Consider the following 23,961-nt stretch of genomic DNA (forward strand, 5'->3'; position numbering starts at 1 on the left):
CGTAGGGCTTCCGGTCGCCAGTCGGTGCGCCGGGTTTGCCGTAGGGCTTCCGGTCGCCAGTCGGTGCGCCGGGTTTGCCGTAGGGCTTCCGGTCCCCGCTGGGTGCGCCCGGCTTGCCGTAGGGCTTCCGGTCGCCGCCTGCTTCGCTCCTCTCAAAGGGCTTTCTTCCAAAGCTTTTCCCAGAGGGTGGCTTGCCACCGCCCCGGGCTTGGCGCAAAGGCCGCGCCGGCGCCGGCGGCGCCGGCGGCTTTTCCGCCGCTTTTGCCTCGCCGGGTTTACGTTTTTTACCCCGGCGGAGGTTCTTTTCGTGAAGCGCCTCCTCTGTTTTACGCAGGGACGCCCGCTGGGCCTTGACCTCCAGCCGGTTTGCTGCGTCGCCGTAGGTTTCCGCATCCTCGTCCGCCAATCGGCGGGCAATCGCGGATGCAAAGCCCACGTCGGTCACGCCCATAATGGCACACTCGCTCCGGCCCATGGCCTGCCCCAGCTCCTCCTTGGTAAAGGGAAGCCGAAGTTTCATGCACTGGCCCATCTCCGAAAAGTGGTCGGCCCTCCGTGCGGTATTCTCCGCCGCGTCGGACGCCAGCAACAGCAAGCGCACTTCCCTCGCCCGGGCGGCGGCCTCCACCGGCTCTTCGCCCACCTCCAGCAGCCCGGCGCGCTTGCAAAGGCCCAGTGTAGACAGTAATTCTTTATTCATCGGCTTCTCCCAACTGACGCTCCATGGCGTCATATACCTCCGGGGGAATCTGGGCCTCAAAGGCCCGCTCCAGCGCCCGGGACTTGCGCGCTTTGCGCAGGCACTCCACATCCCGGCACACATATGCACCGCGGCCGGGCTTGCGGCCCTTGTCGTCCAGGCTGACCTCCCCCTCGGGGGACTTGACCACCCGGATCAACGCCTTTTTATCTTTCATCTCCCGGCAGCCCACACACTGCCGCTGCGGAATTTTTTTCACCTTCGGCATGGCGTTTCCCCCGTTTCCGCGCGCTTATTCCGCGTCGTCCGCGGGCAAGCCGTCCTCTGCGGGCTTCTCACCTGCGGGGGCGCTTTCTTCCGCCGCTTCCTCCCGGAAGCTCTCGGGCTTGATGTCAATTTTATAGCCGGTAAGCCGGGCCGCCAGCCGGGCGTTCTGCCCCTCCTTGCCGATGGCCAGAGACAGTTGATCGTCCGGCACCAGCACACGGCAGGCCTTGCCCTCGTCCGCCATCCAAACATCCACCACGTCGGCGGGCGCCAGTGCGGCGGCGATAAACTCCGCCGGGTCCTCGCTGTACTTCACAATGTCGATTTTCTCGCCCCGCAGCTCCGCCACGATACTCTCCACCCGCTGGCCCTTGGGGCCCACGCAGGCGCCGATGGGGTCCACGTTGTCCTCGTTGGACCAGACGGCCATCTTCGTGCGGCTTCCCGCCTCCCGGGCGATGGAGCGGACCTCCACGATCCCGTCGAAAATCTCGGGAACCTCCAGTTCAAACAGGCGCTTGACAAGGCCCGGATGGGTCCGGGAAATCAACACCTGAGGACCCCGGGTGGACCGACGGACCTCCACCACGTAGACCTTGACGTGCATTCCCTCCACCAGCTCCTCGCCGGGAACCTGCTCGCCGGACATCAAAAGCGCCTCGGTGGACTCGGTCCCGGTGCCGATGCGCAAAGAGACGTTTCCGTTTCTCGGGTCCAGCCGGGTGACCACGCCGGTGAGAATCTCGTGCTGCTTGGAGTTGAACTCCTCATACACCATGCCTCGCTCGGCTTCCCGCAGGCCCTGAATAATCACCTGCTTGCCGTTGCCGGCGGCGATGCGGCCAAAGTCCGTGTTGTTCACGGCGACATTGATCACGTCGCCGATCTCGTATTTGGCGGAAAGTTTTTTAGCCTCCTCCAAGGGCACTTCGTTGAAGGGGTCCACATAGTCTTCCTCGTCCACCACGTTCTTCTGGACAAACATCTGAAGCGTCCGGTGCTCCACATCCACGTCCACGATCACGTTATCCACCTGATCCTTGCAATCCCTTTTATAGGCGGTGATCAGCGCCTGGACAATTTTCTCCAGCATAAAGGACTGGGGGATGTTCCGCTCCTTTTCGATCATCTCAAGCGCGGTGAAAATCTCGTCGCAATTCATGCCGACGAGCTCCTTCTGCTTCTTGCCTCTCATTGCCTGTACTCCTTTTATGATATGATACGTCTTCTTCGTCTGTTTTATTTTGCAGCAAAAAATCCGCGCGCCCGGCGGCGGCGCCTTTTCAGGAGAACTCCACCCGCAATCGCACCAGCGCGGTGTCCGCCTTTTCAAAGGTCGTCTCATTGTCGCCGATGCGCACGGTGACAGCCCCGGTCCCCTCGTCATAGCCCGTAAGCGTCCCTGCAAATTCCTTCCGCCCATCCCGGTTGCGATACAGCCGGACGGCGACGGGGCTTCCCATAAAGCGCGCGAAATCGCCGGGCCGCTTCAGCGCCCGCTCCGCGCCGGCGGAGCCGACCTCCAGCGTATAGCTCCCCTCAATAGGGTCCGCCTCGTCCAGCAAATCCGAAACCTTGCGGGAAATGGCCTCGCAGTCCAGAATGTCCACGCCGCCCTCTTTGTCCAGCAAAACCCGGAGATACCAAGTCCCCGCCTCTTTCACGTATTCCACATCCCAGATAGTACAGCCCCGCTCCGCAACCACGGGAGCCGCCAGCTCGGCGGTGAGCTCTGCAATCTTTTTCATGGAAACGCCTTCCTTTCATGCCGTCAGCTTCAGGAAAAGCCTTCGGTCTTTTCAAATTCCGGCCCCTTAAAAAGGCCGACAAAAAAAGCGGACACAAGGTCCACTCCACACAACTACCATCTCTACTTTGATTAGAATAGCACGCTTTTACACCAAAATCAAGTGTTTTCTTGGAATTTGCAAAGAAAAGCCGTTAAAAAATAAATAAAAACCGGAGCGGCCTTCCCGCCCCGGTTTCATTTCCAAAAATTCGATTCAAGTCACTGAAGCCGCCATTTCTCGCAGAGTTTTTCGGCGGCAGTCCGCAGGCACACGGCTGCGGTTCAGCTCCTTTTTCGCAGTCGTTCCACCATGCAGGCCACAAGGAAGACCAGCAGGTTGGCCGTCACCACCGTGGCGCCCACCGGTGTGGATTTCACATAGGAAACCGTCAGCCCCGTGCAAAAGCAGAGCACGGCGGTCGTCCCCGCGCACAGCACCACACCCCGGAAGCTGCGAAACAGCCGCATCGCCGTCAGCGCCGGGAAGATCACCAGAGACGAGATGAGCATGGCGCCCATCATACGCATCCCCAGCACAATGGTCAGCGCCGTGAGGATGGACAAAAGCGTATTATACAGCTCCACCAGCATCCCGGTGGCCCGGGCAAAATTCTCATCGAAGGTGATGGCGAACAGCCGGTGGTAAAACAGCACGAACAGCGCCAGCACCGCCGCGCACACCGCCGCCGCCAGCAGCACGTCCGTCTCCGTCATGGCAAGAACGCTGCCAAACATGTAATTGTCCACATCGGTGGTCATGCCCGTGGTGAGGGAGATGACCATGATACCGATGGCAAGAGCGGACGCGCTCACCACGGCGATGGCCGCGTCGCTGCCCATGCGGCTGCCCGAGTTTGCAAGCCGCAGCAGAAAAAATGCTGAAAGAATCACCACGGGAATGGAGAAGTACAGCGGTGTGACCCCAAGGGCCACCGCCACCGCCAGCGCGCCGAAAGACACATGGCTCAGGCCGTCTCCGATCATGGAGTACCGCTTTAGCACCAACGGCACACCCAAGAGCGCGGCGCAAAGACTTACCAATATGCCTGCGACCAGCGCCCGGCGCATAAAGGGCCATGCGAGCATTTCCATCAGTTCCATTACTGCTCCCCCTTTCGGAAGCGGCAGCCCTCCGGAGAGCGGAGATAGTCCTCCACCGTGCCGTAAAACCAGCTATTCCTGCCGATGTGCAGTACCGTCCGGGCGTTTTCCAGTGCGGAGCGCAGGTCGTGGGTCACCATGCCCACCGCCATGCCCTCTTTTTCGTTGAGATAGCGCAGGGTTTTGTAAAGGTCCTGCGCAGCGGCGGGGTCCAGCCCCGTCACCGGCTCGTCCAGAATCAAAAGCCGCCCGGCGGCGCACAGTGCCCGGGCCAGCAATGCCCTTTGCTGCTGGCCTCCGGAGAGGTCCCGGTAGCACCGGTCCTTCAGTTCCAGAATCCCCAGCTTTCCGATGGCCTGAATGGCCGCGGTCTTTTGGGCCGCCGTGTAAAAAAAGCCAAAGCCCTTCTGATTTAAAAAGCCGGAGAGAACCACTTCGTACACCGTGGCGGGAAAGTCCCGCTGGGCGCGGGTCTGCTGAGGAAGATACCCAATCGCGCCGTTTTTCAGCTCCACCGTCCGGTCAATGCTCCCCTCCATGGGGTTAATGAGGCCCAGAAGCCCCTTCATCAGCGTGGATTTGCCCGAGCCGTTATCCCCCACCACGCAGAGGTAATCTCCCGCCGAAACGGTGAGGTTCAGCCCCGAAAGCACCGCCCGGCCTTCGTAGCCCAAGGCCGTATTCCGGCATACAAGCAGCTCATTTTTCTCCATGGGCTTGCTCCTTCTCCGCGCAGGCTTCGCACAAGCCGGTGAACAGGGTCCGCCGGTGGTCCACCACAAAATGATGCTCCTTTTGCAGATGCCGGTACAGCGGCTGCAAATGCGTGCAGTCCAGATGGGCAATCCGCCCGCAGGACTCGCATTTTAAAAGCAGGCAGTCCTGCTTTTCCTCCCCCGAATGGTGCGTGCAGTATTGGAAGTACGCGCCTTCCTCGGTGTTAATCTTATGAACCCGGCCCATGGCCGCCAGCTTTTCCGTCTGGCGGTACACCGTGGCAAGGCCCACCGGCTCCCCAAGGCGGCGCAGCTCCGCCGCCAAATCCGCAGCGGACATAGGCGTGCTTCTCCGGGCCTCCAGACAGTTTAAAATTGCCTGTTGCTGTTTCGTGGAATAGGCCATATGCGGCCTCCTTTTTCAAGAATGATAATCATTTTCATATTATAGACCGGGACGGAAAATTGTCAAGGAAAATCGTTTAGCGGTTGCAAAGGGCGGCGCAACAGTGTATGGTAAGGGCAGGGCCACAGCACGCGGCCCGCTTATTACGTGAAATTACGCCGAGGCGTGTCCCGTTTCCCGGGCGGCGCGGCGGACGTATGGAGGGTTTATGAAGGCAGCACTGGTAATCATGGCGGCGGGGCTTGGCTCCCGGTACGGCGGAAACAAGCAGGTGGACGGCATCGGCCCCAACAACGAAATTTTAATGGAATACTCCGTGCACGACGCGCTGAGGGCGGGCTTTGGCAAGGTGGTTTTCATCATCAAGCCGGAGATGGAGCCTTTGATGGAGCGCATCTGCGGCGAATATCTTCGCCGCCGCACCGCAAAGGACGGCTCCCCCGTGGAGGTATCCTACGCGTTTCAGGATTTTTCCTCCGTTCCGGACTTTTACCGGATTCCCTCGGAGAGGACCAAGCCCTTCGGGACGGTTCACGCGCTTTTGTGCGCGGAGGAATTTATTCAAGAGCCGTTTTGCGTGATCAACGCCGATGATTATTACGGAATTGACGCTTACCGTGCCATGTACGAGCAGCTCACAACGTTATCTCCCGAAGGCCACGGGGCCATGGTGGGCTATTTTCTGAAAAATACCGCCAGTCTCCACGGAACTGTTTCCCGCGGTGTGTGCGCCGTGGAGAACGGGAAGCTTCTCTCCGTGCGGGAGGCATTGAAAATCCAGCTCTATCCCGACGGAACTCTGCGGGATCTGGCGGAGGACATCTCCCTCTCTCCGGACACGGTGGTATCCATGAACTTCTGGGGCTTCACTCCTTGGATCTTCGCCCCCATGCGGGCCTATTTTGAAAACTTTCTCCGCACAGAAGCCGGGGACGACCTGAAAAAAGAGTGCCTTCTACCCTTGATGGTTGGCAGTCAGCTCGAGGGTGGCGGGCTGGAAATCTCCGTGCTTCACTCTGCCGATCGCTGGTTCGGCATGACCTACCGGGAGGACCGGGAGCGGGTGGCGGAGGAGTTGAAAGCTCTTCACGCCGCCGGGGCATATCCCCCTTCCTTGAAGGATTGACTTTAGGGGAGCCGTATGTGATGCGCGGCGGAACAGACAATTGGGATTTCTGCGCCGCCGCGATGAAAGCGACGAAAAAGGCTAAATTGGTTTTCTCCTGCGGCGTGTGTGGGAGAAAACACTTCTCAGGCCGCAAGTGTCGAGCCGTCCGTTTTTGGCGAACAACAAGGCCTGCGACAGACTGCAATCTTTTTTATGAAAGAAGTCATTTTTGGTTTCTTCCACAAGCTGAAACGCGCCCTGACCTGTCGGTCAGGGCGCGTTTTCTTATTTCTTCGTTTCTGGGCCACCCTGCCTTGGCAGCAGTTCCAAAAGCGCGAGAGGAGACGCCTCCTCCCGGGCCGCTTCCTTGTTGGCGTCCATGGCGCCCCGCAGCTCGTTTCGCAGGATGGTCAGGCTTTTGGGCGCACTGATGGCAAGCCGAACCCGTCCGCCGGTTTCCACGGAAACCACCGTCACCTCGATTTCCTCTCCAATCAGCACGGACTCTCCGGGCTTTCTCTGCAAAATCAGCATGATGGCCGCCCCTCCTGAAATTCCGACAGGCGGTGGCGCATCTCATAGCCACCGTCCTCCAGAATTGTCTGCATGGCGGTTCCGGTATCCTCATTCACCGCCACGGGGCATTTGAGGTTTACCGTACTTTCGGATACGGGCTGGCGCACCACGCACAGCACGTAAAAGCTCAGTTCCTCGCTTTGGGTCACGCCCATGGCCTTCAGCTCTGCCGTGCGCAGCCTGGGCGCATAGTCCGGCTTCAGGGAAAAAGGGTTCATCGCCACAAAGGCAAGGCCCGGCGTGGTCACGCTCTGAAAGCACAGCAGCGTTCCGTTGCTGTCGGCAAAGGGAAGCAGAAGAAACTGCTTTTCCTCTTCAAAGCCGAACAGGCCATCCCGGAAATAGAGCACATCCCCGGCTTCATAGGCGATCTGCCCAAAATATTTTGTCGTGATTTCCATGGGAGGATTCCTTTCTTTTGCGCGTGTCAGACTTCCATTTCAACAGGGACATACTGCGGGTCCGCCGACGGCGGCACATACAGCGCTCCGCCCACGTATTTAATTACAACGTCCGGCTGCTGGGTCACTTCAAACTGAATGTCCCCGGGCGTAAACTCGAAGTTCCCCTGCTGGTTGCGCCAGTCGAAGTTGACCTTGTCCATCTCATAGCGGATGTTCAGTTCGCCTTTGTCCCAGGAAATGTCCACTCCCTGTGTGGGAAGAAACGTAATCCCCACGTTGGTTTTCACGTTCCGGGTCTGTGCCTCGGCGGCAAATTTCGTCACCATTTCCTCGCCGATTTTTGCCTGAAGCAGAAGCTGGCCCTGTCGGGCATAGGTGGCCGTGGCCTCATAGGCGGCCTGCTTTCCGGCCTGAGCGTTGTCTCTCATGCGAGTGGCCAGCGTAGGTGTGACGGAATTACGCGCCTCGAATGTGTCCAGATTCACGCGAATGGGCTTGCTCCGAATGCTCAGGCCGCCCTCGTTCCGGGTAATCTCCATATCCACCGTGGCACGGCTGTACTCCAGCTTCGCGTCTGTGACCCGCATCTCAAGCTCAATAGGTACCGATTTGATCTCGATTAGTGGATAGGTCATTGCCTTCACTCCTTTTTAACCTTAAAAGCACATCGGGCATCCTCCGGAGGCCCATTCGTGCCCGTTAATTCATGTAGTCAATCAGCGACTGGGACAAAATGCCGTTGCCAACCTTCAGCGCCGCGTTATAGCAATACTGCGCCCAGGAAAAATCCGTGATGGCGTTGGCCAGATCAATCTGCTCAATGCCCAAAATCTGCTCGTTGAGATTGGTGGACAGCAGGGACAGCCGGTTGCTGCTGGTTTCGAGATAGGTGGTGCGCCCGTCCAGCGCGGTCCACTGGTTGGTGATTTCGTCAATTCCATCCTTCAGCTTCTCCGTCAGACGGGTGGCGTCCTCCTTGTCCTGATCCGAAGCCCACGCGCCGCTATCCGGGTCGCACCGCTTGAAAATTTCGGACAGCTTGTTCATGACGGAGGCCATATTCTTGGGGTCGCCGTCATCATCCACGCCGTAGCCCACAAAGTTCAGGCCGCTCAGCGCCCCGTTGAAAGCACTGGTGGAAACCAGCTTTCCGTTCACCTCCGTGAGGCCGCTGCCGATGTCCACATAGCTCTCCTCGCCGGCCATGGCCTTTAGCTGTTCGTACTCGTCGGTTCCCTCCTTCGCGTCCACCCGAACGCCCCGGTAGGTCAAGACATTCTCTCCGTTGATTTCCTCCATTTTGAAGGGCGCGTCGCCCAGAGAGTCCTTCCCTCCGAAGATAAACGAGGACCCATACTGAGAGTTCAAAATCTGGACAATGGACTCCGCCGCGCTGCCGATTACCTCGCCCAATGGCTGGCGGCCGGAGGCGTTTGCGTCGTTCAGAGCCGCCAGAGCGGAAATTTTCGCCTGCCCGTCCGCAAGGTCGCTCTTGATGCTTTTCAACGCGTCGCAGGCAGCGGAAAACTTGCTATTCAGGCTTTGGGTACTCTGTAATTGGGAGCTGACGCGGGAAAAGGAGCGGCGCAGCTTAAATGCCTGCGTGGCCGCCGCCGGGTCCTCCGCATAGCTGGTGTAGTTGCTCTGCGTCAGAACCTTGTTCCGCGCATTATCAAGCGTGGCAGAGGAGCGCGTCAGGCTGGTTCGATATCCCCGCAGCGTTCCGTTTGTTGTCACACGGATCATTTTAAATTCCCTCCTTTACCGGCCGACTACGCCGGTCCCGTTAATCAGTTTGTCCAACACCTCGTCTAGCGTCGTCATCATTCGGCACGCGGCGGCATAGGACTTCTGATACTGCATCATGTTCATGGCCTCGTCGTTGAGGTCCACGCCGGAAACGCTGTCCCGGCTTGTCTCCAGCCCCGTGGCGGAAACAGTATAGTTGTTCAGCAGGGTCGTGGTGCTCTTCACATCGTCTGCCAGCGTCCGCTCAATGTTGGTGAACATCCCCTCAAAGGTGCCGCGAAAAAACGGCTTGCCGGTGGGGTCGGTTTCATCGGGCCTGTATTCCTGCTTCCCGTCAAACTCCGCCAGGATATGAACGATGTTCTGGTTGTCGCTGCTGCCTACGGTAGTTTTCCCTTTCAGCGCCTCAAAGGAGTTTTGCAGGAAGCTGGGGTTGGTACTCCAGCTTGAGGAAATGGAGATGTTTGCGGCGGTAATGCCGGAGGCGTCATCGCTGGTGCCGCTGCTGCTGAACAGGTTTCCGCCCATCAGCTTTGCCTTGTCGGTAAACGCGGTCCCCTGGCCTGTAATCATGGCTTCCACAGTGGCATAGTTGGCCCCGTTCATGGTATACGTCCCGTTGGCTTCCTTGGTGGCAAGAACGTCGCCCGAGGTCCCATCCAGAATATTGCCGTCGGAATCCCGCAAATAGCCGGTGTTGGCTGCGTTCATCACGGAGGCAAACTTTTGCGCCAGAGAGTTCAGCGCATTTTCATAATAGGGGATGCCCCGCTTGGTTGCGGAAGCCGAATCCGCCGCCGTCATATCGGCACTGGCAAATTCCCCCGCCTCGGTCAAAAGCTCGCGCCTTGCCTGTATTCCTCCATAAAGCTCGGTATCGCCAAACTGATACGCCACTGAAAGGCTGCCGTCCTTTTCCTTCAAAACCTTGTCATTGCGGTCCTTCAGCTCGGAGACGGTGATTGCGTAGGGAAGCTTGGCCGCGTCGGCCTTCACGTCGGTTGGCGCTCCGTTCTTATCAATATAGCGTTGCGTAACCGGGGGTATTGCATTGGGGTCATAGTCTGGGTTTTTCTGAACGCCGTCCCCCACGGAAAGCTGGCCTATATACGCGCCGTCCACCAGCTTGGTAGAGGGGTCGCCGGGGACCTTAATCACCAGCTTGTCCACGGTCTTTCCCGCACCCACGCTCACCGGCTCATAGGTCACGTCAATTTTCATATACCCGGACAGCTCGTCAATCAGCAGATTCCGCTGGTCCCGCAGCTCCAGAGAGTTATCCCCGTACAGCTCGCTCTTTTGAATGTTTTCATTTAAAGATTGAATGCTTTTGAGAATGTCGTTAACGGCCTTGACATCGTCCGTCAAACCGTCCTCCTGATCCGCCTTCACACCGGCAATTCGCTCAGCATAGCTGCGCATAATCCCCACCAGTGAATCGGCGGAGGTGCGCACCAGAGAGAGCATTTCCTCCTCCGTGGTTTGGTCGCCGGTCAGCTTTGCCAGCATTTCCCGCAGGTCCAGAAACTGCGCGGCCAGAATGCCCTCGCCCTCCTCGCCGGTGTCGCCTGTGCCCACCTCGTCCAAAATCGCGGACAGATCGTCCAGACCACCAAGCTTGGTGTCCATGGCGCCCACGCTGGAGTTCTCGTTGCGGAAGCGGATGTCCAGATAGGGGTCCCGGAACTGGGACATGCCCGTAATCAGAACGCCGGACCCGCTGGCTCCGCCGAAAGCAGAGGCATAACGGTCCACCCCGTCCACCCGCAGGCTCACCTGATCCACTCTCTGGCGGGTATAGCCGGTGGTATTGATGTTGGAAATATTGTGTCCCGTCACTTCCAGGGCTTTTTGCGCCGCATAAATGCCCAGACGCGCGGTGGTAAACGCTCCAAAGGTTGTTGACAGCATGTTGCTTTCCTCTCTTTCACCGGTGAGCCGGGTCAGGCTCTGAAATCCGTCCTCATACGGGGCGGAAGCTCGGGAGACGCTTCCTGATAGCCCGCGGACGACACGGCATTGGGGTCCTCCGCCTGAATCATCTTTTCAATCTGGTGGAGATTGCACTCTAACGTATCCCGCGCCACCTCATACGCACCGCGAAACAGCGCATATTGGCGGCAAAGCTGCTCCACGGTCTGCTTTGTCTCCTCATAGTCCTGCTCGGGCGCGTGGTCCATCAGGCTGCGCAGCGGCACGCCTTCCAGACCCAGTGACCGCAGCGCGGCCTCCCGCTTCTGGTCGTGGGACCGCATGGCCAAAGACAGCGCCTGCTCTCGCTTCAAGCACTCGTTCAGTCCGTCCAGATCATCCGCGCGGACAAACTCCGTCTTCTCCTGCTCCACGCGGGTAATCTCATCCAGCGTGTTGCCCAGTGCTTTTAAAAATGCAAGATACTCCTGAAAATCATTTCTATTCATAGCTTACCTCTCCAGCAGCATGGCCTTGGCAATAGAGACGGGGTCCAACTGGTAGGTGCCGCTTTGGATCTGCTGGCGCACCTGCTGAACGCCGCCGATGCTGGAAGAAGCGCGGACATCCCGCACAAGGCGGGCCGCCAGCTCCTTTTGAAACAGAGACCCGCTGGAGGACGCCCCGGAAATATCGACCTGATCAAACGCGCCGCCGGACTCCCGTCCCTTTTCAGTGCCCCGAACGGTTTTGGCGCTTTGCAGGTTCTGCGACCCAGACACCGTCTGCGCGTACGCCGCCGCTCCGGCGGCCTCGTTGATAATCCTCATCATGCGGCATTTCCTCCGTTTTCTGCAAGTCCCTTCCCTGATTCAGGGAAGCAGCCTGTAACTGGCCTAAGCACATTTCGGGGCGGTGCCGCGCACTGCGGCACAATCCCCTATATCTACCTTTTATTTCGGCAGTTATGTTGAAAACATAAGACAGTAATTCAAAAAAAGTGTGAAACCTTTATTTTTTATAGATATTTTATAAATTTGCACGAGGGACCTTCGGCAAGCCGAAGGTCCCTCGTTTCTCAATTGATCTATGACCGCGCCGGCTGATGCTCACAGCTCCCGCAGGCGGCGAAGCAGCACGCCCGCAATGTTTTCGGAGGACGCCTGCGTTTGCACCGCGCCGATGTCAAAGGCCACCATGGGCATTCCGTACACCACGGAGGACTCTTTATCCTGCCCAATGGTATAGGCCCCCGCCTTTCGCATGGCCAACAGTCCGTCCGCTCCGTCGCGGCCCATGCCTGTCATGATAATGCCCACCATGGAGCCTTTCACGTTCTCAGCCATGGAGTGGAACAGCACGTCGACCGACGGGCGGTGTCCGCTGACCTTCTCTCCCGGCTTACAGGTCACCCGATACCGGCTTCCCGACCGCAATACGCGGCACTGAAAGTCAGCCGGGGCCACCAGTGCAAGGCCGCGGTGCAGCTCATCGCCGTCCACAGCCTCCCGCACCTCCATGGCGCAGATTCTATCCAGCCGCTCGGCGTACATCTTTGTAAATCCCGGGGGCATATGCTGCACGATGACCATAGGGGGAATGTCCGATGGAAGGCGGCGCAGCACCTCCAGCGTGGCCTCCGTCCCGCCGGTGGAGGCTCCCAGTCCGATTACCATGCCATCCAGAATGGGCCGCGGACCAAGCGGGGCCGTGGGCTCCGCCGTGACCTCCGCCCGCGCGGCCCGCGCTGGGCGGCCCGGGCGAACCTTTGCATAGGCCGACACCACGATTTTCTGGGCCAGCGTGTTGATAAATTCCGCCTTGCTCTGGGTTCCGTCCGGCTTGCGGACAAAATCCACCGCCCCGGCATCCAGCGCGTCAAACACCCGCAGATTCAGAGACGACACCAGAATCACCGGCACCCGATAAGCCGGAAGCAGCTTGCGAATCAGCTCAATACCGCCCATTCCCGGCATTTCCACGTCCATGGTAATCACGTCCGGGTGAAGCTCTCCCACCTTTTGCAGTGCGTCCGCCGCGTCCACGGCAAAGCCTGCAATCTGAATGTTCGGCTTTGCGGAAAGCCCGCTGATGAGATAGCTCCGCGCCACGGCGGAATCGTCCACCACCATCACACGAATTACGTTTCCCGACATTGCCATAGTGTCTCTCCTTTTCCGCGTCAGGTTTTATCCTTTGAATTCCCTAGCGCTTCTGGAAAGTGGCCGGTGCCAGATAGCGATATCCGGGATTGCGGCCCATCGTCTCCGAATGGCCGATTAAAAGGTATCCTCCGGGCTCTGTCGCCTCGCAAAAGCGGGCAAGCAGATCGTCCTTTGTTTGCTGATTAAAATAAATCATCACGTTACGGCAGAAAATCACATCAAATTTCAGCCGGAAACGAATGGGGTCCATCAGGTTGAAGGTACGGAAAATCACATTGTCCCGAATGACGGGGGCCACCTGATACTGCCCTTCCTCCGCAGAGGGAACAAAAAATTTGGATTTCCATGTCCCGGGAATGGTATCCGGCAGGGCGTATACCCCCTTTTGCGCCTTGTCCAGCGCCTGCTGGGAGATATCAGTGGCCAGCACCCTGGTATCCCAGTGGGCGGCCTCCGGTCCCAAAAAGTCCTTGACGTACATGGAAATGGTATAAGGCTCCTCGCCGGAGGCGCAGCCCGCGCTCCATATGGAGAGCATCCGCTGGCCCTGACGGCGCTTCACCACATCGGGCAAAATGGTGTTGCGAAAAAAGTTGAAATGCTCCTGCTCGCGCATGAAAAACGTGTAGTTGGTGGTAAGCTTGTTGATGACAAGCTCGATATCGCCGGGGTCCTGCTTTTCAAGCACCTGATCGATAAACGGGCCGAAGCCGGAATACCCCTTCGCCTTTACCGTGTAGGAAAGCCGCCCGGAAATCAGCTGCCGCTTTTTGCTCAGGTCGATTCCGTAGTGCTGCTGAATGAAATTCACCAGCCGCCGGAAGTCCCCGTCGCTGATTTCCATGGGAGCAAAGGAGGATGCCGCATTCTTCTGCTCTTCCCCCATATTCAGTGCTCCAGCAGTGCCGCCGCGTCCAGTTCCAGCATGGTCCCGCCGTCAGGCAGGGAGCTCATGCCGCACATCAGCTTCTGCCCGTTGGTGGAGGGCATGGGCAGCAGTGAGCTGCGGGGCAGCTTCACCATCTGGTCCACCCGGTCCACCAAAACACCCAACTGCATTCCGTTGATATTCAGCACAATCACGGACTGCTCGTCGGCGGCGGGCTTGCCCAGCCGCAGACGGATGCTGATGACGGGAACCACTTCGCCCCGCAGATTGATAATGCCGCACACATAGTTCGGCAGCATAGGCAGCGGCGTGATGCTCTGATTGATCAGGGCCTCCACCACGCAGTCCACCCGGATACCCACCCGCAGCATATCGCACTGAAACACCAGAAACTGATCCATTTCCTCTGTCAGAGCCGCCCGGGCGGAGGTTCCGTCCTCCATAAAACTCATCACTTGGTTATTCATATTTTCATAGCCCTCTCTTTCTGCATCGACGCCGCGCTCACTGGATGGCCGAGTAGAGGTTGGCCACGTCCAGAATTACGCTGATATTTCCGTCGCCCAGAATTGTGCAGCCGGTGATGCCGTGTTGCTTAACATTAAAGGTGTTAATATAATTAGGCAGCGGCTTCACCACCACCTGCTGCTCGCCCATCAGCTCGTCCACAAACAGGCAGTAGGTGCACTCGCCGGACTCCACCCACATCAAAATACCGTCTTCGATTTCGTCGCAGCCTGTGCTCAGGCCGTATGCGTCCTTCACCCGGATGACGGAATAGAAATTGTTCATCACCTTCACCATCTCGCCGTGGGCCGCGTCGTGGATGATATCCGCGCCGCTCATCTTGAAGGACTGGCGGATGTTGTTGATGGGAATGGTGAAAATGGAGGAGCCCACGGAAACTTCCATTCCGTCCAGAATGGCCATGGTCAGGGGGATTTTCAGCGTGGCAGTCATGCCCTTGCCGGGCTCGCTGGTCAGCACCACGGCGCCGCCCACCTCCTCCACGTTTTTCTTCACCACATCCATCCCAACGCCTCGGCCGGAAAACTCCGTCACTTCCGTGTTGGTGGAAAAGCCAGGCATCAGAAGGAAGTTGATAATCTCCTTAGTGCTGTATTCCGCATCAGGGCTTGCAAGACCCGCGTCAACGGCCTTTTTCAAAACCCGGTCGTAATCCACGCCTCGGCCGTCGTCCTTCACCTGAATGATGACTTCGCCGCCGGTATGGCTGGCGGAGAGGATGATTTCGCCCTCGGGGTCCTTGCCTGCGGCGATGCGCTCCTCCTCCGTCTCCTCGATGCCGTGGTCCATGGCGTTGCGGACAATGTGCATCAGGGGATCGCCGATGCCGTCCACGATGGTCTTGTCCACCTCCGTGTCCTCGCCCACAAGCGTCAGCCGCGCCCTCTTGCCCAGCTTTTTGCCCATATCCCGCACGATGCGCTGCATTTTCTGGAAGGTGCCCAGCACCGGAACCATCCGAAGCGACATGGAAACGTCCTGCAACTCATCGGTCAGCTTGCGGAGCTGCCGGGCGGACTTGGTGAAGTTGTCCAGCTTCATCCCCTTCAAATCGGGGGAGGCAGTGACCATAGACTCGGTGATGACGATTTCGCCCACCACGTCCATGAGCTGGTTGAGCTTGCTGAGATTCACGCTAATCAGGCTCTCCTTGGGATGAGCGCCGCCCGCCTGAGCGGGAACCGGCGCAGCAGCCGCGCTCTTGGCCGGGGAGGCTTCCTCCCGCGCCGTCTTCGGCGCGGAGGCAGCGCTCTTCTGCTCTGCATGCCGGGTGGCTTCTGCGGCGGGGGCGGTGCGCTTCGCTTCCTCCTGCGCGGGAGCTCCCGGTCCGTCAAACGCCTGATAACCCCGGACAGAGCCGGAACCCGACACCACATGGATGGCCCCTGCACGGTCCGCCGCCATGCGGAAAGAGAGCACAAAGCCCTGCGTAACAATCGTCTCTGTGGTGGAGGTATTCGTCTCCACGTCTGCGGGGGCGAAGGTAAAGTTCTCTTCGCCGCAGATACCCCGCAGCTCCGTCACCAGCATGAACGCCCGCAGGTTCTCCATGCCCGCGCCCTCGTCAAAGAACACCCGCAGCCCATACGGGAAACCTGACTCCGCCCCAGAGGCGGCGGCAGTGGCAGCCTCAGCGGGGGGCGCGGAGTCGGCGGCCCCGCCACCTTCTGCTCCGTCCTGAATTTTGGTAATCAGACTATTAATTTTTTCAAGCAATTTGCCGATGTCATCAGATAGAGGCTGGCCGCTCTGGACCTTCTCCACCTCGCCGCGGAAAAAGTCGATGGCCGTGAACATCATGTCGAACAGCAACCCGTGCTCCGCGTGGGGGATCACATCCATGGACCGCTCCCGAACGATGAAGAACATATCCTCGATCCGATGGGCCACCGTGGTCAGGGATTCGTATTCCATCATGGCGGAAGCGCCCTTGATGGTATGCATGATGCGGAAAATTTCGTTCACGTCGTTTTCCGTAAAGGTATCCGCCTGCTCCGCCGCCAGGACAATGCTGTCTAGCTGCTCCAACAGGGTGTTTGTCTCGTAGAGATAAGTTTCCAGAATGCTTTCGTTTCCGCCGTTGTCCATAAAAAAGCCGCCCCTCTCTTTTTCAAGGAAGGGGAGCACCGCTCCCCTTTCCAAATATTCAGCAATTCACCTGACATATCGTCCACTTTTGAGAAAAAGTTAACGCTTTATAAAAATAATTCCAAAAGCCATTTTTCGCGTATCCGCAAAGAACGACAGGTTTCCTGTTTTTCCATTATAATGTCTTCCGCGTCCCGCGTCAACGAATTGCCTTGAAATTTGTTGCATATTTGTGAAATTTTTGAAGTAACGAAACGGAGCTGAACCTATGCCGGAAATTATGAACGTCACCAATCCCGTCCCCGCACGGGAGCCAGCCGCCGCCAACCGTTCCATTCCCAACACGGCCTATGACCCCGGTATTCAGAACGTCCCCAACCCGGGGCGCGTCAACCGGTCGGACTCTAACAGCGGCCAGCAGCACGCCGCCGGAGAGGAGTCCGGCTCCCTCCCTCTGCGGTATGACTCCAACTTTCAAGCCTTTCTTCAGCGGGTGTCCGAAAGCGGCGACAGCGTTTCCGCCGACCTGCTTCGGGCGCTGACAGGAGGCACAAGGACCACTGTGTCCTCCGGTCTGCGGGCGGGAAGCGCGGGGGACCTGTCGCAGATTCTGGACCTGCTGCGGATGAACGAAGGAGAGTTTTTGCGGTTTCTTCAGGACCAGTCGGTTTCCGCAAGCCGCTTTGGCGGCGCGTTTTTTGCCGCGCTGCGAAACGCATACCGCGCTGCGGACTCTCAAGGCCTGCGAAGCGACATTTTGCAGTTTCTCAAACAGTACGGGGACTTTTCCTCCACCGCCCACATCGAGGACAACCTTCTCCGGGGCCTGAACCGAATCATCTCTTCTCTGCCCCGAAGCTGGGGCGCGCAGGTGTCGGACTTTACCGGACAGCTTCAAAACAGTATGCTGGCCGGGGACCGGGCCGGGGCGCTGAAGCTTTTGCAGGGCCAGATCATTCCGTATCTGTCCGACTATATCTCCCGCTCCCACGACATGGGCCGGGTTCGCTCCGCCCTGTCCATGCTGACGCTGGACATCGCCCGGTATGAAAGCGGCTCACAGGAGGGAATGCTTCAGGCGCTGCGCCGCCTGTTTGACCATCCGTCTCTGCGGGGCGCCCTTGGGGACCTGCGGGGGTCGGAGGACGCGGCGTTGCTTCGGATGCTGAAAAACACGCCCTTCGAGCGCACAGGGAGGAACAATCCCTTTGCCGACCGGCTGGCTTCCGCCGCGGACATGGCCCTGCGCGGCTCCGCCGGCGTGGAAGCGCAGGAGCGGTTTGGGGCCATGGTTGCGTCCATGCTTGTGAACGAAAGTGTCTATATGCCCTTAAATCATTTCGTTCTCCCGCTTGTATGGAATGAAAGAATGATGTATTCTGAGATATGGGTAGACCCGGACGCAGACGGGGACGACCGACCACAGGAAGACGAGGCGCGCACACTGCGCTTTCTTCTGAAGGCGGACGTGGAACCTCTGGGCCTGTTCGACATCGTGATCACCAGCCGGGGAAGCTCCGTGGATTTGGCTGTGCGCTGCCCCGAGTCTGTGGCTCCGTTTTCCGACGTCATCCGTTCCTCCTTAAGCGGCATTCTGGCAGACAACGGCTTTTCCGCCGGATCCGTGGACGTGGAAAAAATGGTCAAGCCCTTGACTGTGTCGGAAATTTTTCCTAAAATCTTCAGTGGAAAGGACAGTGTCAATGTCAGAGCCTGAAAGAAAAAGACCCGCCGGCAAAGCGGTGGCGCTGCAATACGGGTCCAATGCAGCCCCAGTGGTGGTGGCCTCGGGCATGGGGTATCTGGCAGAGAAAATTGTGGAAGTGGCGGCCGACAGCGGCGTCCCTGTCTACGAGGACAATTCTCTGGCCACCATGCTCTCCCAGTTAGAACTGGGGAAGGAGATTCCCCCGTCTCTTTATCAGGCCATCGTAGACATCTACGTGTACTTTCTGGAGTTTGACCCCCGGCAGCCCGACAAACCGAGGCGGCGCCGCGCGCCGTCTCTCGCCCCAGAAAAGGAGGCTGAATAATGCCCGAATATTTTGATCGCTATATGCTCTCCGACAGCCAGAACGATCCGCTGGCCCACGCCCGTCTTGTAACTCCGCCGGAACAGAAGCCCTGGCGGCTCCGGCTGGAGGAAAGCGATCTCCCCGAGGTGCTGGAGCATGAAATTATCAACCTGATCTCCATGGACGCGAGCCGTCCCAACATGATCGGGATTATTCTCTCCACCGACCATGCAGACATGATTGAAGTGAATCCACTGAACGAAGCGGGGGAAAGTCCGCGACAGAATCTGCGGGTTCCCGTCCGGTTTGAAAGCTTTGTCTATCCCGTCAGCGGCGCGTGGACGGGGCGTCTGCCCATCGTATGCCACGATTTGAGTTGCGGGGGAATCGCCTTTTTCTGCAACTTCCCCCTCAATCTCTCAGAGATTGTAGAGGTGGTGGTTCCCATCACCTCCCAGCCTTTGATTCTGCGCACGCAGATTCTGCGTTTGCGGCCCTCCAACTCCAATATCCCGTTATACGCCGCAAAATTTGTGGACCTGATTCACGACGAAGAAGTTTTGCTGCGGGAGACTGTTTTTTCCCAGCAGATTACAAACCGCGACGCGCGGAAATAACACCGTATTAGAAAAAGACACTTAAAGATACAGACCCAGATACAGAAAGGAAGCTTCGCTATGAAACTGAACGGAATCCGAAAGGGCCGCTGGGGTACGCGGCTGCTGTCCGCCATGCTTTGCCTGACGATGGCTCTGTCCCTGCTGCCCGGACTGGCGGTCTCTGCCTCCGCCGCGAGCTGGATGGAGCCTTATCTTGAAAAGCTGGTGAGCTGGGGCGTGATGCGGGGGGACTCCTCCGGCAACCTCCACCCCGACCGGACGCTGACCCGCGCGGAATTTGTGGTGCTGGTCAACCGGGCCTTCGGCTATGACGACGTCAGCGCCACCGTTCCGTTCCGGGACGTGAAGGCCGCCGACTGGTATTACGACGATATCAATATCGGCTACACCACCGGTTATTTTAACGGCACCAGCAAAAACACCGCCTCACCCAAAAGCTCCGTCACACGGGAGCAGGCTGCGGTTCTTTTGGGCCGCAACCTTGTGCTGGACGACGAGCCCGGCGCCAGCATTGATTTTACCGACAGCGGCAAGCTCTCCAATTACAGCCGGGGGCTGATCCGCAGCGCCGTGACCGAGGGAATTCTCAGCGGCTACGGCGACGGGTCCTTCCGCCCCAAGCAAAGCATCACCCGGGGGCAGATGGCCGTTCTGCTGGTAAACGCCATTGGTACTCCCGTCAACAAATCCGGAACCCACACCTTAGGCGGCGTGTACGGAAATGTCACCATCTCCACCTCCGGCGTGACGCTGAAGGACACCACCATCGCAGGAAACCTGTACATCACCGGCGGACTGGGGCTTGGCAACGTGACGCTTGAAAACGTCACCGTGCTGGGCAAAATCGTGGTGTGCGGCGCGGGCGAAAGTGAAAAGGGCGACAACAGCGTGATTCTCCGCGGCGTCACCGCCCCCACGCTGGTAATGGATAACCTGGCCAATAACATTGTCTCCATCCGGGCGGAGGGCAGCACTAAAATTGGCCAAACCCTGATTCGCACTCCCTCCTACGTGGAAGACTCCACCGAAAACAACTATGGCTTTACCGCTATCCGGGTGGAGGGCGAGGCTGGAACGGCCCTCACCGCCGCGGGCAACCTCAAGGAAATCGTCACGATCACTCCCGAATCCACCGTCACCGTGGCGAAAGGCTCCGTCCTCTCCCTGACCGTGGACGAGCGGGCCGCAGGCTCCTCCGTGGCAGTGCTCAACGGGGCCGTGGCAAAGGTTTTAAATCTGGACACCGGAACCACCCTTACCGGCCGGGGCGACGTAGAGCAGCTTAACGTGAACGCCAACGGAACCAAGGCCGATATGCTGCCGGACACCATCAATATCCGCCCCGGCGTCAACGCCGATATCCACGGCCAGAAGATGGACACCACGCTGGCGGCGGAATCCTCCGCCGACCCCCGGCTTCTGGCGGGCTATCCCAAAATGACCGACGTGTCCTCCACCTCCGCAAAGGGACTGATACGCACCAACAAGTCCGGCACGCTTTACTGGGCCGTCACCTCCGTGACCGATGGATCCGTGGGCGAAGCTGATCTGCTGAAGCCCACCAACAACGCCCGCATCCTGAAAAGCGGCAATATTAAGGCCGAAAAGTCCAACACGGACTACACCGCCTCCCTCACCGGGCTTACCTCCGACGGGTCCTACTACTTCTCTGCCATTCTGGTGGACCAGCGGGAGCAGCGCAGTCCCGTGAAGGCGGTGTCCTTCGCAACGTCGGACGATTCCGTTCCGGCCTTTGCCTCGGGCTATCCCTACATGTCCAAAATCACTAACATCTCCGGCGAAGTCACGGTGATGACCACCAAATCCTGCCGACTGTATTACGCGCTGATGCCCAAAAACGCCACCGCGCCCACCGCCGCCGACTTCAAGTCCGGGTCGCTGTCCGGCAATCTGGGCTCCGGCTCGTGGAACATGGTGAAAAACGTGACCGACACCTTTTTGGTCAATCGGCAGGGCACCTTGAAGGAGCTGACGGATTATGACCTGTTCCTCTGGCTCACCGACGCGGACGGAGCGAAAAGCTCCGCTGTGAAAAAAGTCTCCTTCAAAACGCTGGATGGCACGCCGCCCAAATTTGTCTCCGGACCCACCGTCAACTCCATTAAGGAGACTTCCGTGGGGATGACCGCCGTGGTAGACGAAGCCGCCACCATTTTCTGGGTGGCGGTAAAGGAGGGCGAGGAATATCCCAAGCCCATGAACGGCCAAACCACCAAGCCCTCCCTCAGCAGCCCGGAGGCCAAGCTTCAGGTGTCCAGCGGCATCAACGGCCTGAAAGCCGGGAAAGTGTCCGCCACCGCCAACAAAGAGGCCCTGATCAGCATCTCCGGGCTTACCTCCGAAACGTCCTATGACGTGTACTATGTGGCCCAGGACAAGGCCGGCAATTACTCCGACCCCGTGGGCAAGCTGACCATTCACACGCTGGACACCAACCCGCCGTCCATCACACAGGAGTTCACCCGCACCAACGACACGGCGGGAACCTCTCCGCTGGCGGATACCGACATCCGCATCGTTTTCAGCGAGAACGTGCAGGACTCGGGAACCAACCACCAACTTCTTGCCCTTTACCAGAAATCCAAGGACGCCTCGGCTACGGAGACGGAGCGAAAAGACGCCGCCAAGGTCCTCATCGACCTTCTGCGGGACGATATCCAGCTCTGGTCTGCCGACGCCGCGCCCGCCGAGCGGGTGGTAGAGCGGACCGCGGCCAGCGGCTCCGGCGCCGACTGGACCATTGACTACCGCAATGCGGAAATCACCGCCGAGGACGGCAAAACTGTCATCACCTTTAAATCCGGTCAGGCATTGAAGCTGAAAAGCGGCGCGAAGTACTATTTTAAAATCCAGAACATTGCCGACACCTCTACCGCCAAAAATATTATTAAGCCCAATCCCATCACCCTGTCGACCTTTACCACCGTGTTTGCCCAGATTCAGTTCTCCAGCACGGATGTTTCCGCCACGGTGCCGGTTGAGGGAAATGTGGACTTTGACATGTCGTTTCGGGCGCTCCCTCTCTCCACCGGCAATGCCGGGGAGGGCGTATACTGGGACTTACTGTTCCGCATGAACATTCCCGCCAAATTTGACCTTTATGAAAAGGTGAACACCATCGGCTCGGACGGCAAGGAGGTGGAGGGCACTTGGATAAAGCACCCCAATTCCGCCGAGATCAACTCCACCGACGGAACAATGTACGGCGCAAGCTACACCCGCTATTTCCGCACTGGAAACACCAGCTCCTCCACCAACGCGGATCTGCTGCGGGACATGACCGCCACCCGGTATTACGGCATCCGCTTTACCTCCATTAAAAACGTGGATGTCCGTGAAACCTGGAGCGGCAAGGTGGAAATGCAGGTGCAGGCCGTGGCCGGGTCGGATAAAAGCGCGCTGCACAATCTGGCCGTGGGCGGCATGCAGGACGAGGATTTGACGCAGGCCGTCAAAGAAGGCCTTGTAAAGGTGGGCAGTCCTTCGGATTACACCATGAAGCACATTTTCAGCGACACGATGATTCCGGAATTTGTCACCGGCTATCCTAAAATTGACGCGCTGGACGTCAGCGGCTCCATCGGCGTCCAGCTCACCCGTACCACTGGAAAAATCTTTTACGTGATTGCCCCCGTTTCCACCATCACTACCACGCTTTCCGAGGAACTGGGCGGCAACAAATCTCTTACTTCGACGAACTGGGATCAGCTGCCCAGCACTACCTCCGATGCAATCAATCCGGTGCATTCCTCCGTTCCAACCAGCGGCAATATTATGACGCCCCCCTATAACGACACCTCCATTATCAAGGGCAGCGTCTCTTATTTCGGCAGCAATGTGAACATTCCTCTGCGGGGCCTCAGCCCGGAGACAAAATATGTGGCTTATTTCGTACTTCAGGGCAGCGCCTCCACCATTTATTCCAAGCAGCCCTACCTCTTCGGCTTTAAGACCTCCGAAACCTCCCGGCCCATCATCGAGCTGACCATCAGCAATCCCAACGTCTCCATTAAAACGGACACCACCTCGGACGTAAACTATCTGCTGGCGGTGAACGGCAGCGAACCGGGTAATCTGCGCAATTCCATGTATTCCTATGTAATCCCCGGCAAGAAGGATGACTTTGACGCAAAGTACTCTGGAAATGGCACCGGCCCGGACAAGCTTTTTACTGTGCTGGACGCCATGAGCAACAGCTCTTTTGAGAATAACAAGCTGGCAGGCTCCGTGTTTGACGAGTACGCCACCCAGACGGCAAAGGACGACTTTGCGGAGTTCATCCGTTCTCAGACCACCACCAGCGGCGACGTGACCCTGAGCGGACAAGCCCTGTCCATCCGCTCCAAAACCGTGGACTGCTCTCCCGGCATGGTGGGCAGTTCCTGGTACACTTTGCTGACCGTGGCTAAAAGCACCGCCGGCTCCGGCGATGCGTTCCGGGCCATCCGCCCCGTGTTCAACACGGATGCAACGCCCCCCATGGTGACGGACTGCCTGTCCGACATTCAGCCCAATGCGACGAAAACCGCGTACACAGGTACCGTGACGCTGGTTTTTGACGAGGATCTTTATTGGGTTGTGCAGGATCCCGGCACCTCCAATCAAACGGTGACGCCGTTGGATGCCACCGCCACCCTGTTTCCTACGTCCGGTTTCTATTCCGCGGGGCTGGCCTTCAAAAACAGTGCAGCCTTCTCTCTGGTTGAAGGCAAGCCCGGGCAGAAAATTTCCTCCGTCACCTTTAGCTTTACCAACGCCCAGAACGGCGCATACATTTACGCCGCCAAGGAGCTGGGCGACAAGGGCGGAAATGCCCACAAAGTTCCTCTGACCGTCTCACTGGATACCAGCGGCGAAACCCCGCGTTTCAAGGTAACTCAGGACTGGGATATGACCACCTGACCCGGA

General features: G+C 58.4%; 23 protein-coding genes. 5 read left to right on the plus strand and 18 right to left on the minus strand.

The features are described 5' to 3' along the window. The 7 genes from RTU96_RS13590 to RTU96_RS13620 all read right to left on the minus strand — a co-directional run. Positions 1-700: hypothetical protein (locus RTU96_RS13590; RefSeq protein WP_312637183.1), on the minus strand; the 700-nt coding region annotated here is incomplete at its 3' end. Continuing rightward, a complete protein-coding gene (gene rnpM / locus RTU96_RS13595) occupies positions 693-968 on the minus strand; it encodes an RNase P modulator RnpM (RefSeq protein WP_294857217.1) in 276 nt (91 codons plus the stop codon). The genes rnpM and RTU96_RS13590, both read right to left, overlap by 8 nt. A gap of 24 nt (positions 969-992) precedes the next feature. Next, a complete protein-coding gene (gene nusA, locus RTU96_RS13600; protein WP_312637184.1) occupies positions 993-2,162 on the minus strand; it encodes a transcription termination factor NusA in 1,170 nt (389 codons plus the stop codon). Positions 2,163-2,250: 88 nt separating this feature from the next. Further along, complete coding sequence (gene rimP, locus RTU96_RS13605; RefSeq protein ID WP_312637185.1) at positions 2,251-2,715, minus strand: ribosome maturation factor RimP; 465 nt, start codon at positions 2,713-2,715, stop codon at positions 2,251-2,253. Between the two features lie 323 nt (positions 2,716-3,038). Next, positions 3,039-3,857, minus strand: coding sequence for a metal ABC transporter permease (locus RTU96_RS13610; protein ID WP_312637186.1), 819 nt, complete (start codon positions 3,855-3,857; stop codon positions 3,039-3,041). Then, entirely contained in the window at positions 3,857-4,570 is a 714-nt protein-coding gene (locus RTU96_RS13615) for an ATP-binding cassette domain-containing protein (RefSeq protein WP_312637188.1), read from the minus strand. Before RTU96_RS13615 ends, RTU96_RS13610 begins: the two co-directional genes overlap by 1 nt. Further along, the gene (locus tag RTU96_RS13620) at positions 4,557-4,979 is read right to left on the minus strand and encodes a transcriptional repressor (RefSeq protein ID WP_312637190.1); all 423 of its coding nucleotides are present in this window, start codon (positions 4,977-4,979) and stop codon (positions 4,557-4,559) included. Before RTU96_RS13620 ends, RTU96_RS13615 begins: the two co-directional genes overlap by 14 nt. Positions 4,980-5,187: 208 nt before the next feature. Here RTU96_RS13620 and RTU96_RS13625 point away from each other — a divergent pair, with 208 nt between their 5' ends. Then, the gene (locus RTU96_RS13625) at positions 5,188-6,105 is read left to right on the plus strand and encodes a sugar phosphate nucleotidyltransferase (RefSeq protein WP_312637191.1); all 918 of its coding nucleotides are present in this window, start codon (positions 5,188-5,190) and stop codon (positions 6,103-6,105) included. Positions 6,106-6,372: 267 nt separating this feature from the next. On the opposite strand, the gene RTU96_RS13630 is transcribed toward RTU96_RS13625, so the two are convergent. The 11 genes from RTU96_RS13630 to RTU96_RS13680 all read right to left on the minus strand — a co-directional run bounded on the left by RTU96_RS13630 (position 6,373) and on the right by RTU96_RS13680 (position 16,397). Continuing rightward, positions 6,373-6,621, minus strand: coding sequence for a carbon storage regulator (locus RTU96_RS13630; RefSeq protein WP_312281360.1), 249 nt, complete (start codon positions 6,619-6,621; stop codon positions 6,373-6,375). Next, positions 6,615-7,064, minus strand: a complete 450-nt coding sequence (gene fliW, locus RTU96_RS13635) for a flagellar assembly protein FliW (RefSeq protein WP_312637192.1) — start codon at positions 7,062-7,064, stop codon at positions 6,615-6,617. The genes RTU96_RS13630 and fliW overlap by 7 nt, the downstream gene beginning before the upstream one ends. 26 nt (positions 7,065-7,090) lie before the next feature. Next, on the minus strand, positions 7,091-7,702 hold the full coding sequence (locus tag RTU96_RS13640; protein ID WP_312637193.1) for a DUF6470 family protein: 612 nt from the start codon (positions 7,700-7,702) through the stop codon (positions 7,091-7,093). A gap of 64 nt (positions 7,703-7,766) precedes the next feature. Next, positions 7,767-8,813 (minus strand): hypothetical protein, encoded by a 1,047-nt coding sequence (locus RTU96_RS13645; RefSeq protein WP_312637194.1) that lies wholly within the window; start codon positions 8,811-8,813, stop codon positions 7,767-7,769. Positions 8,814-8,828: 15 nt separating this feature from the next. Then, on the minus strand, positions 8,829-10,727 hold the full coding sequence (locus RTU96_RS13650) for a FlgK family flagellar hook-associated protein (RefSeq protein ID WP_312637195.1): 1,899 nt from the start codon (positions 10,725-10,727) through the stop codon (positions 8,829-8,831). A 32-nt stretch (positions 10,728-10,759) separates the two neighbouring features. Continuing rightward, positions 10,760-11,236, minus strand: coding sequence for a flagellar export chaperone FlgN (gene flgN / locus RTU96_RS13655; protein ID WP_312637196.1), 477 nt, complete (start codon positions 11,234-11,236; stop codon positions 10,760-10,762). Between the two features lie 3 nt (positions 11,237-11,239). Continuing rightward, a complete protein-coding gene (locus tag RTU96_RS13660; protein ID WP_312637197.1) occupies positions 11,240-11,560 on the minus strand; it encodes a flagellar biosynthesis anti-sigma factor FlgM in 321 nt (106 codons plus the stop codon). A 276-nt stretch (positions 11,561-11,836) separates the two neighbouring features. Beyond that, complete coding sequence (locus RTU96_RS13665) at positions 11,837-12,889, minus strand: chemotaxis response regulator protein-glutamate methylesterase (protein WP_312637198.1); 1,053 nt, start codon at positions 12,887-12,889, stop codon at positions 11,837-11,839. Positions 12,890-12,932: 43 nt separating this feature from the next. Further along, positions 12,933-13,778 carry a protein-glutamate O-methyltransferase CheR gene (locus tag RTU96_RS13670; protein WP_312637200.1) on the minus strand — a complete coding sequence of 282 codons (846 nt, stop codon included), beginning with the start codon at positions 13,776-13,778 and terminating at the stop codon, positions 12,933-12,935. A gap of 2 nt (positions 13,779-13,780) precedes the next feature. Continuing rightward, on the minus strand, positions 13,781-14,248 hold the full coding sequence (locus tag RTU96_RS13675) for a chemotaxis protein CheW (RefSeq protein ID WP_312637201.1): 468 nt from the start codon (positions 14,246-14,248) through the stop codon (positions 13,781-13,783). A gap of 37 nt (positions 14,249-14,285) precedes the next feature. Then, positions 14,286-16,397: a chemotaxis protein CheA gene (locus tag RTU96_RS13680; RefSeq protein ID WP_312637202.1), complete on the minus strand. Its 2,112-nt coding sequence runs from the start codon at positions 16,395-16,397 to the stop codon at positions 14,286-14,288. Positions 16,398-16,665: 268 nt separating this feature from the next. Between RTU96_RS13680 and RTU96_RS13685 the strand changes: the two genes are divergently transcribed. The 4 genes from RTU96_RS13685 to RTU96_RS13700 are packed head-to-tail and all read left to right on the plus strand — an operon-like array spanning position 16,666 to position 23,955. After that, complete coding sequence (locus RTU96_RS13685; RefSeq protein ID WP_312637203.1) at positions 16,666-18,114, plus strand: hypothetical protein; 1,449 nt, start codon at positions 16,666-16,668, stop codon at positions 18,112-18,114. Then, entirely contained in the window at positions 18,101-18,430 is a 330-nt protein-coding gene (locus RTU96_RS13690) for an EscU/YscU/HrcU family type III secretion system export apparatus switch protein (protein WP_312637204.1), read from the plus strand. Before RTU96_RS13685 ends, RTU96_RS13690 begins: the two co-directional genes overlap by 14 nt. Then, positions 18,430-19,029 (plus strand): PilZ domain-containing protein, encoded by a 600-nt coding sequence (locus RTU96_RS13695; protein ID WP_312637205.1) that lies wholly within the window; start codon positions 18,430-18,432, stop codon positions 19,027-19,029. Before RTU96_RS13690 ends, RTU96_RS13695 begins: the two co-directional genes overlap by 1 nt. A 60-nt stretch (positions 19,030-19,089) precedes the next feature. Beyond that, complete coding sequence (locus tag RTU96_RS13700) at positions 19,090-23,955, plus strand: S-layer homology domain-containing protein (protein ID WP_312637206.1); 4,866 nt, start codon at positions 19,090-19,092, stop codon at positions 23,953-23,955. Positions 23,956-23,961 lie beyond the last annotated feature (6 nt).

The sequence above is a fragment of the Oscillibacter sp. genome, assembly GCF_032018205.1.
In the GTDB taxonomy this organism is placed as follows: domain Bacteria; phylum Bacillota; class Clostridia; order Oscillospirales; family Oscillospiraceae; genus Oscillibacter.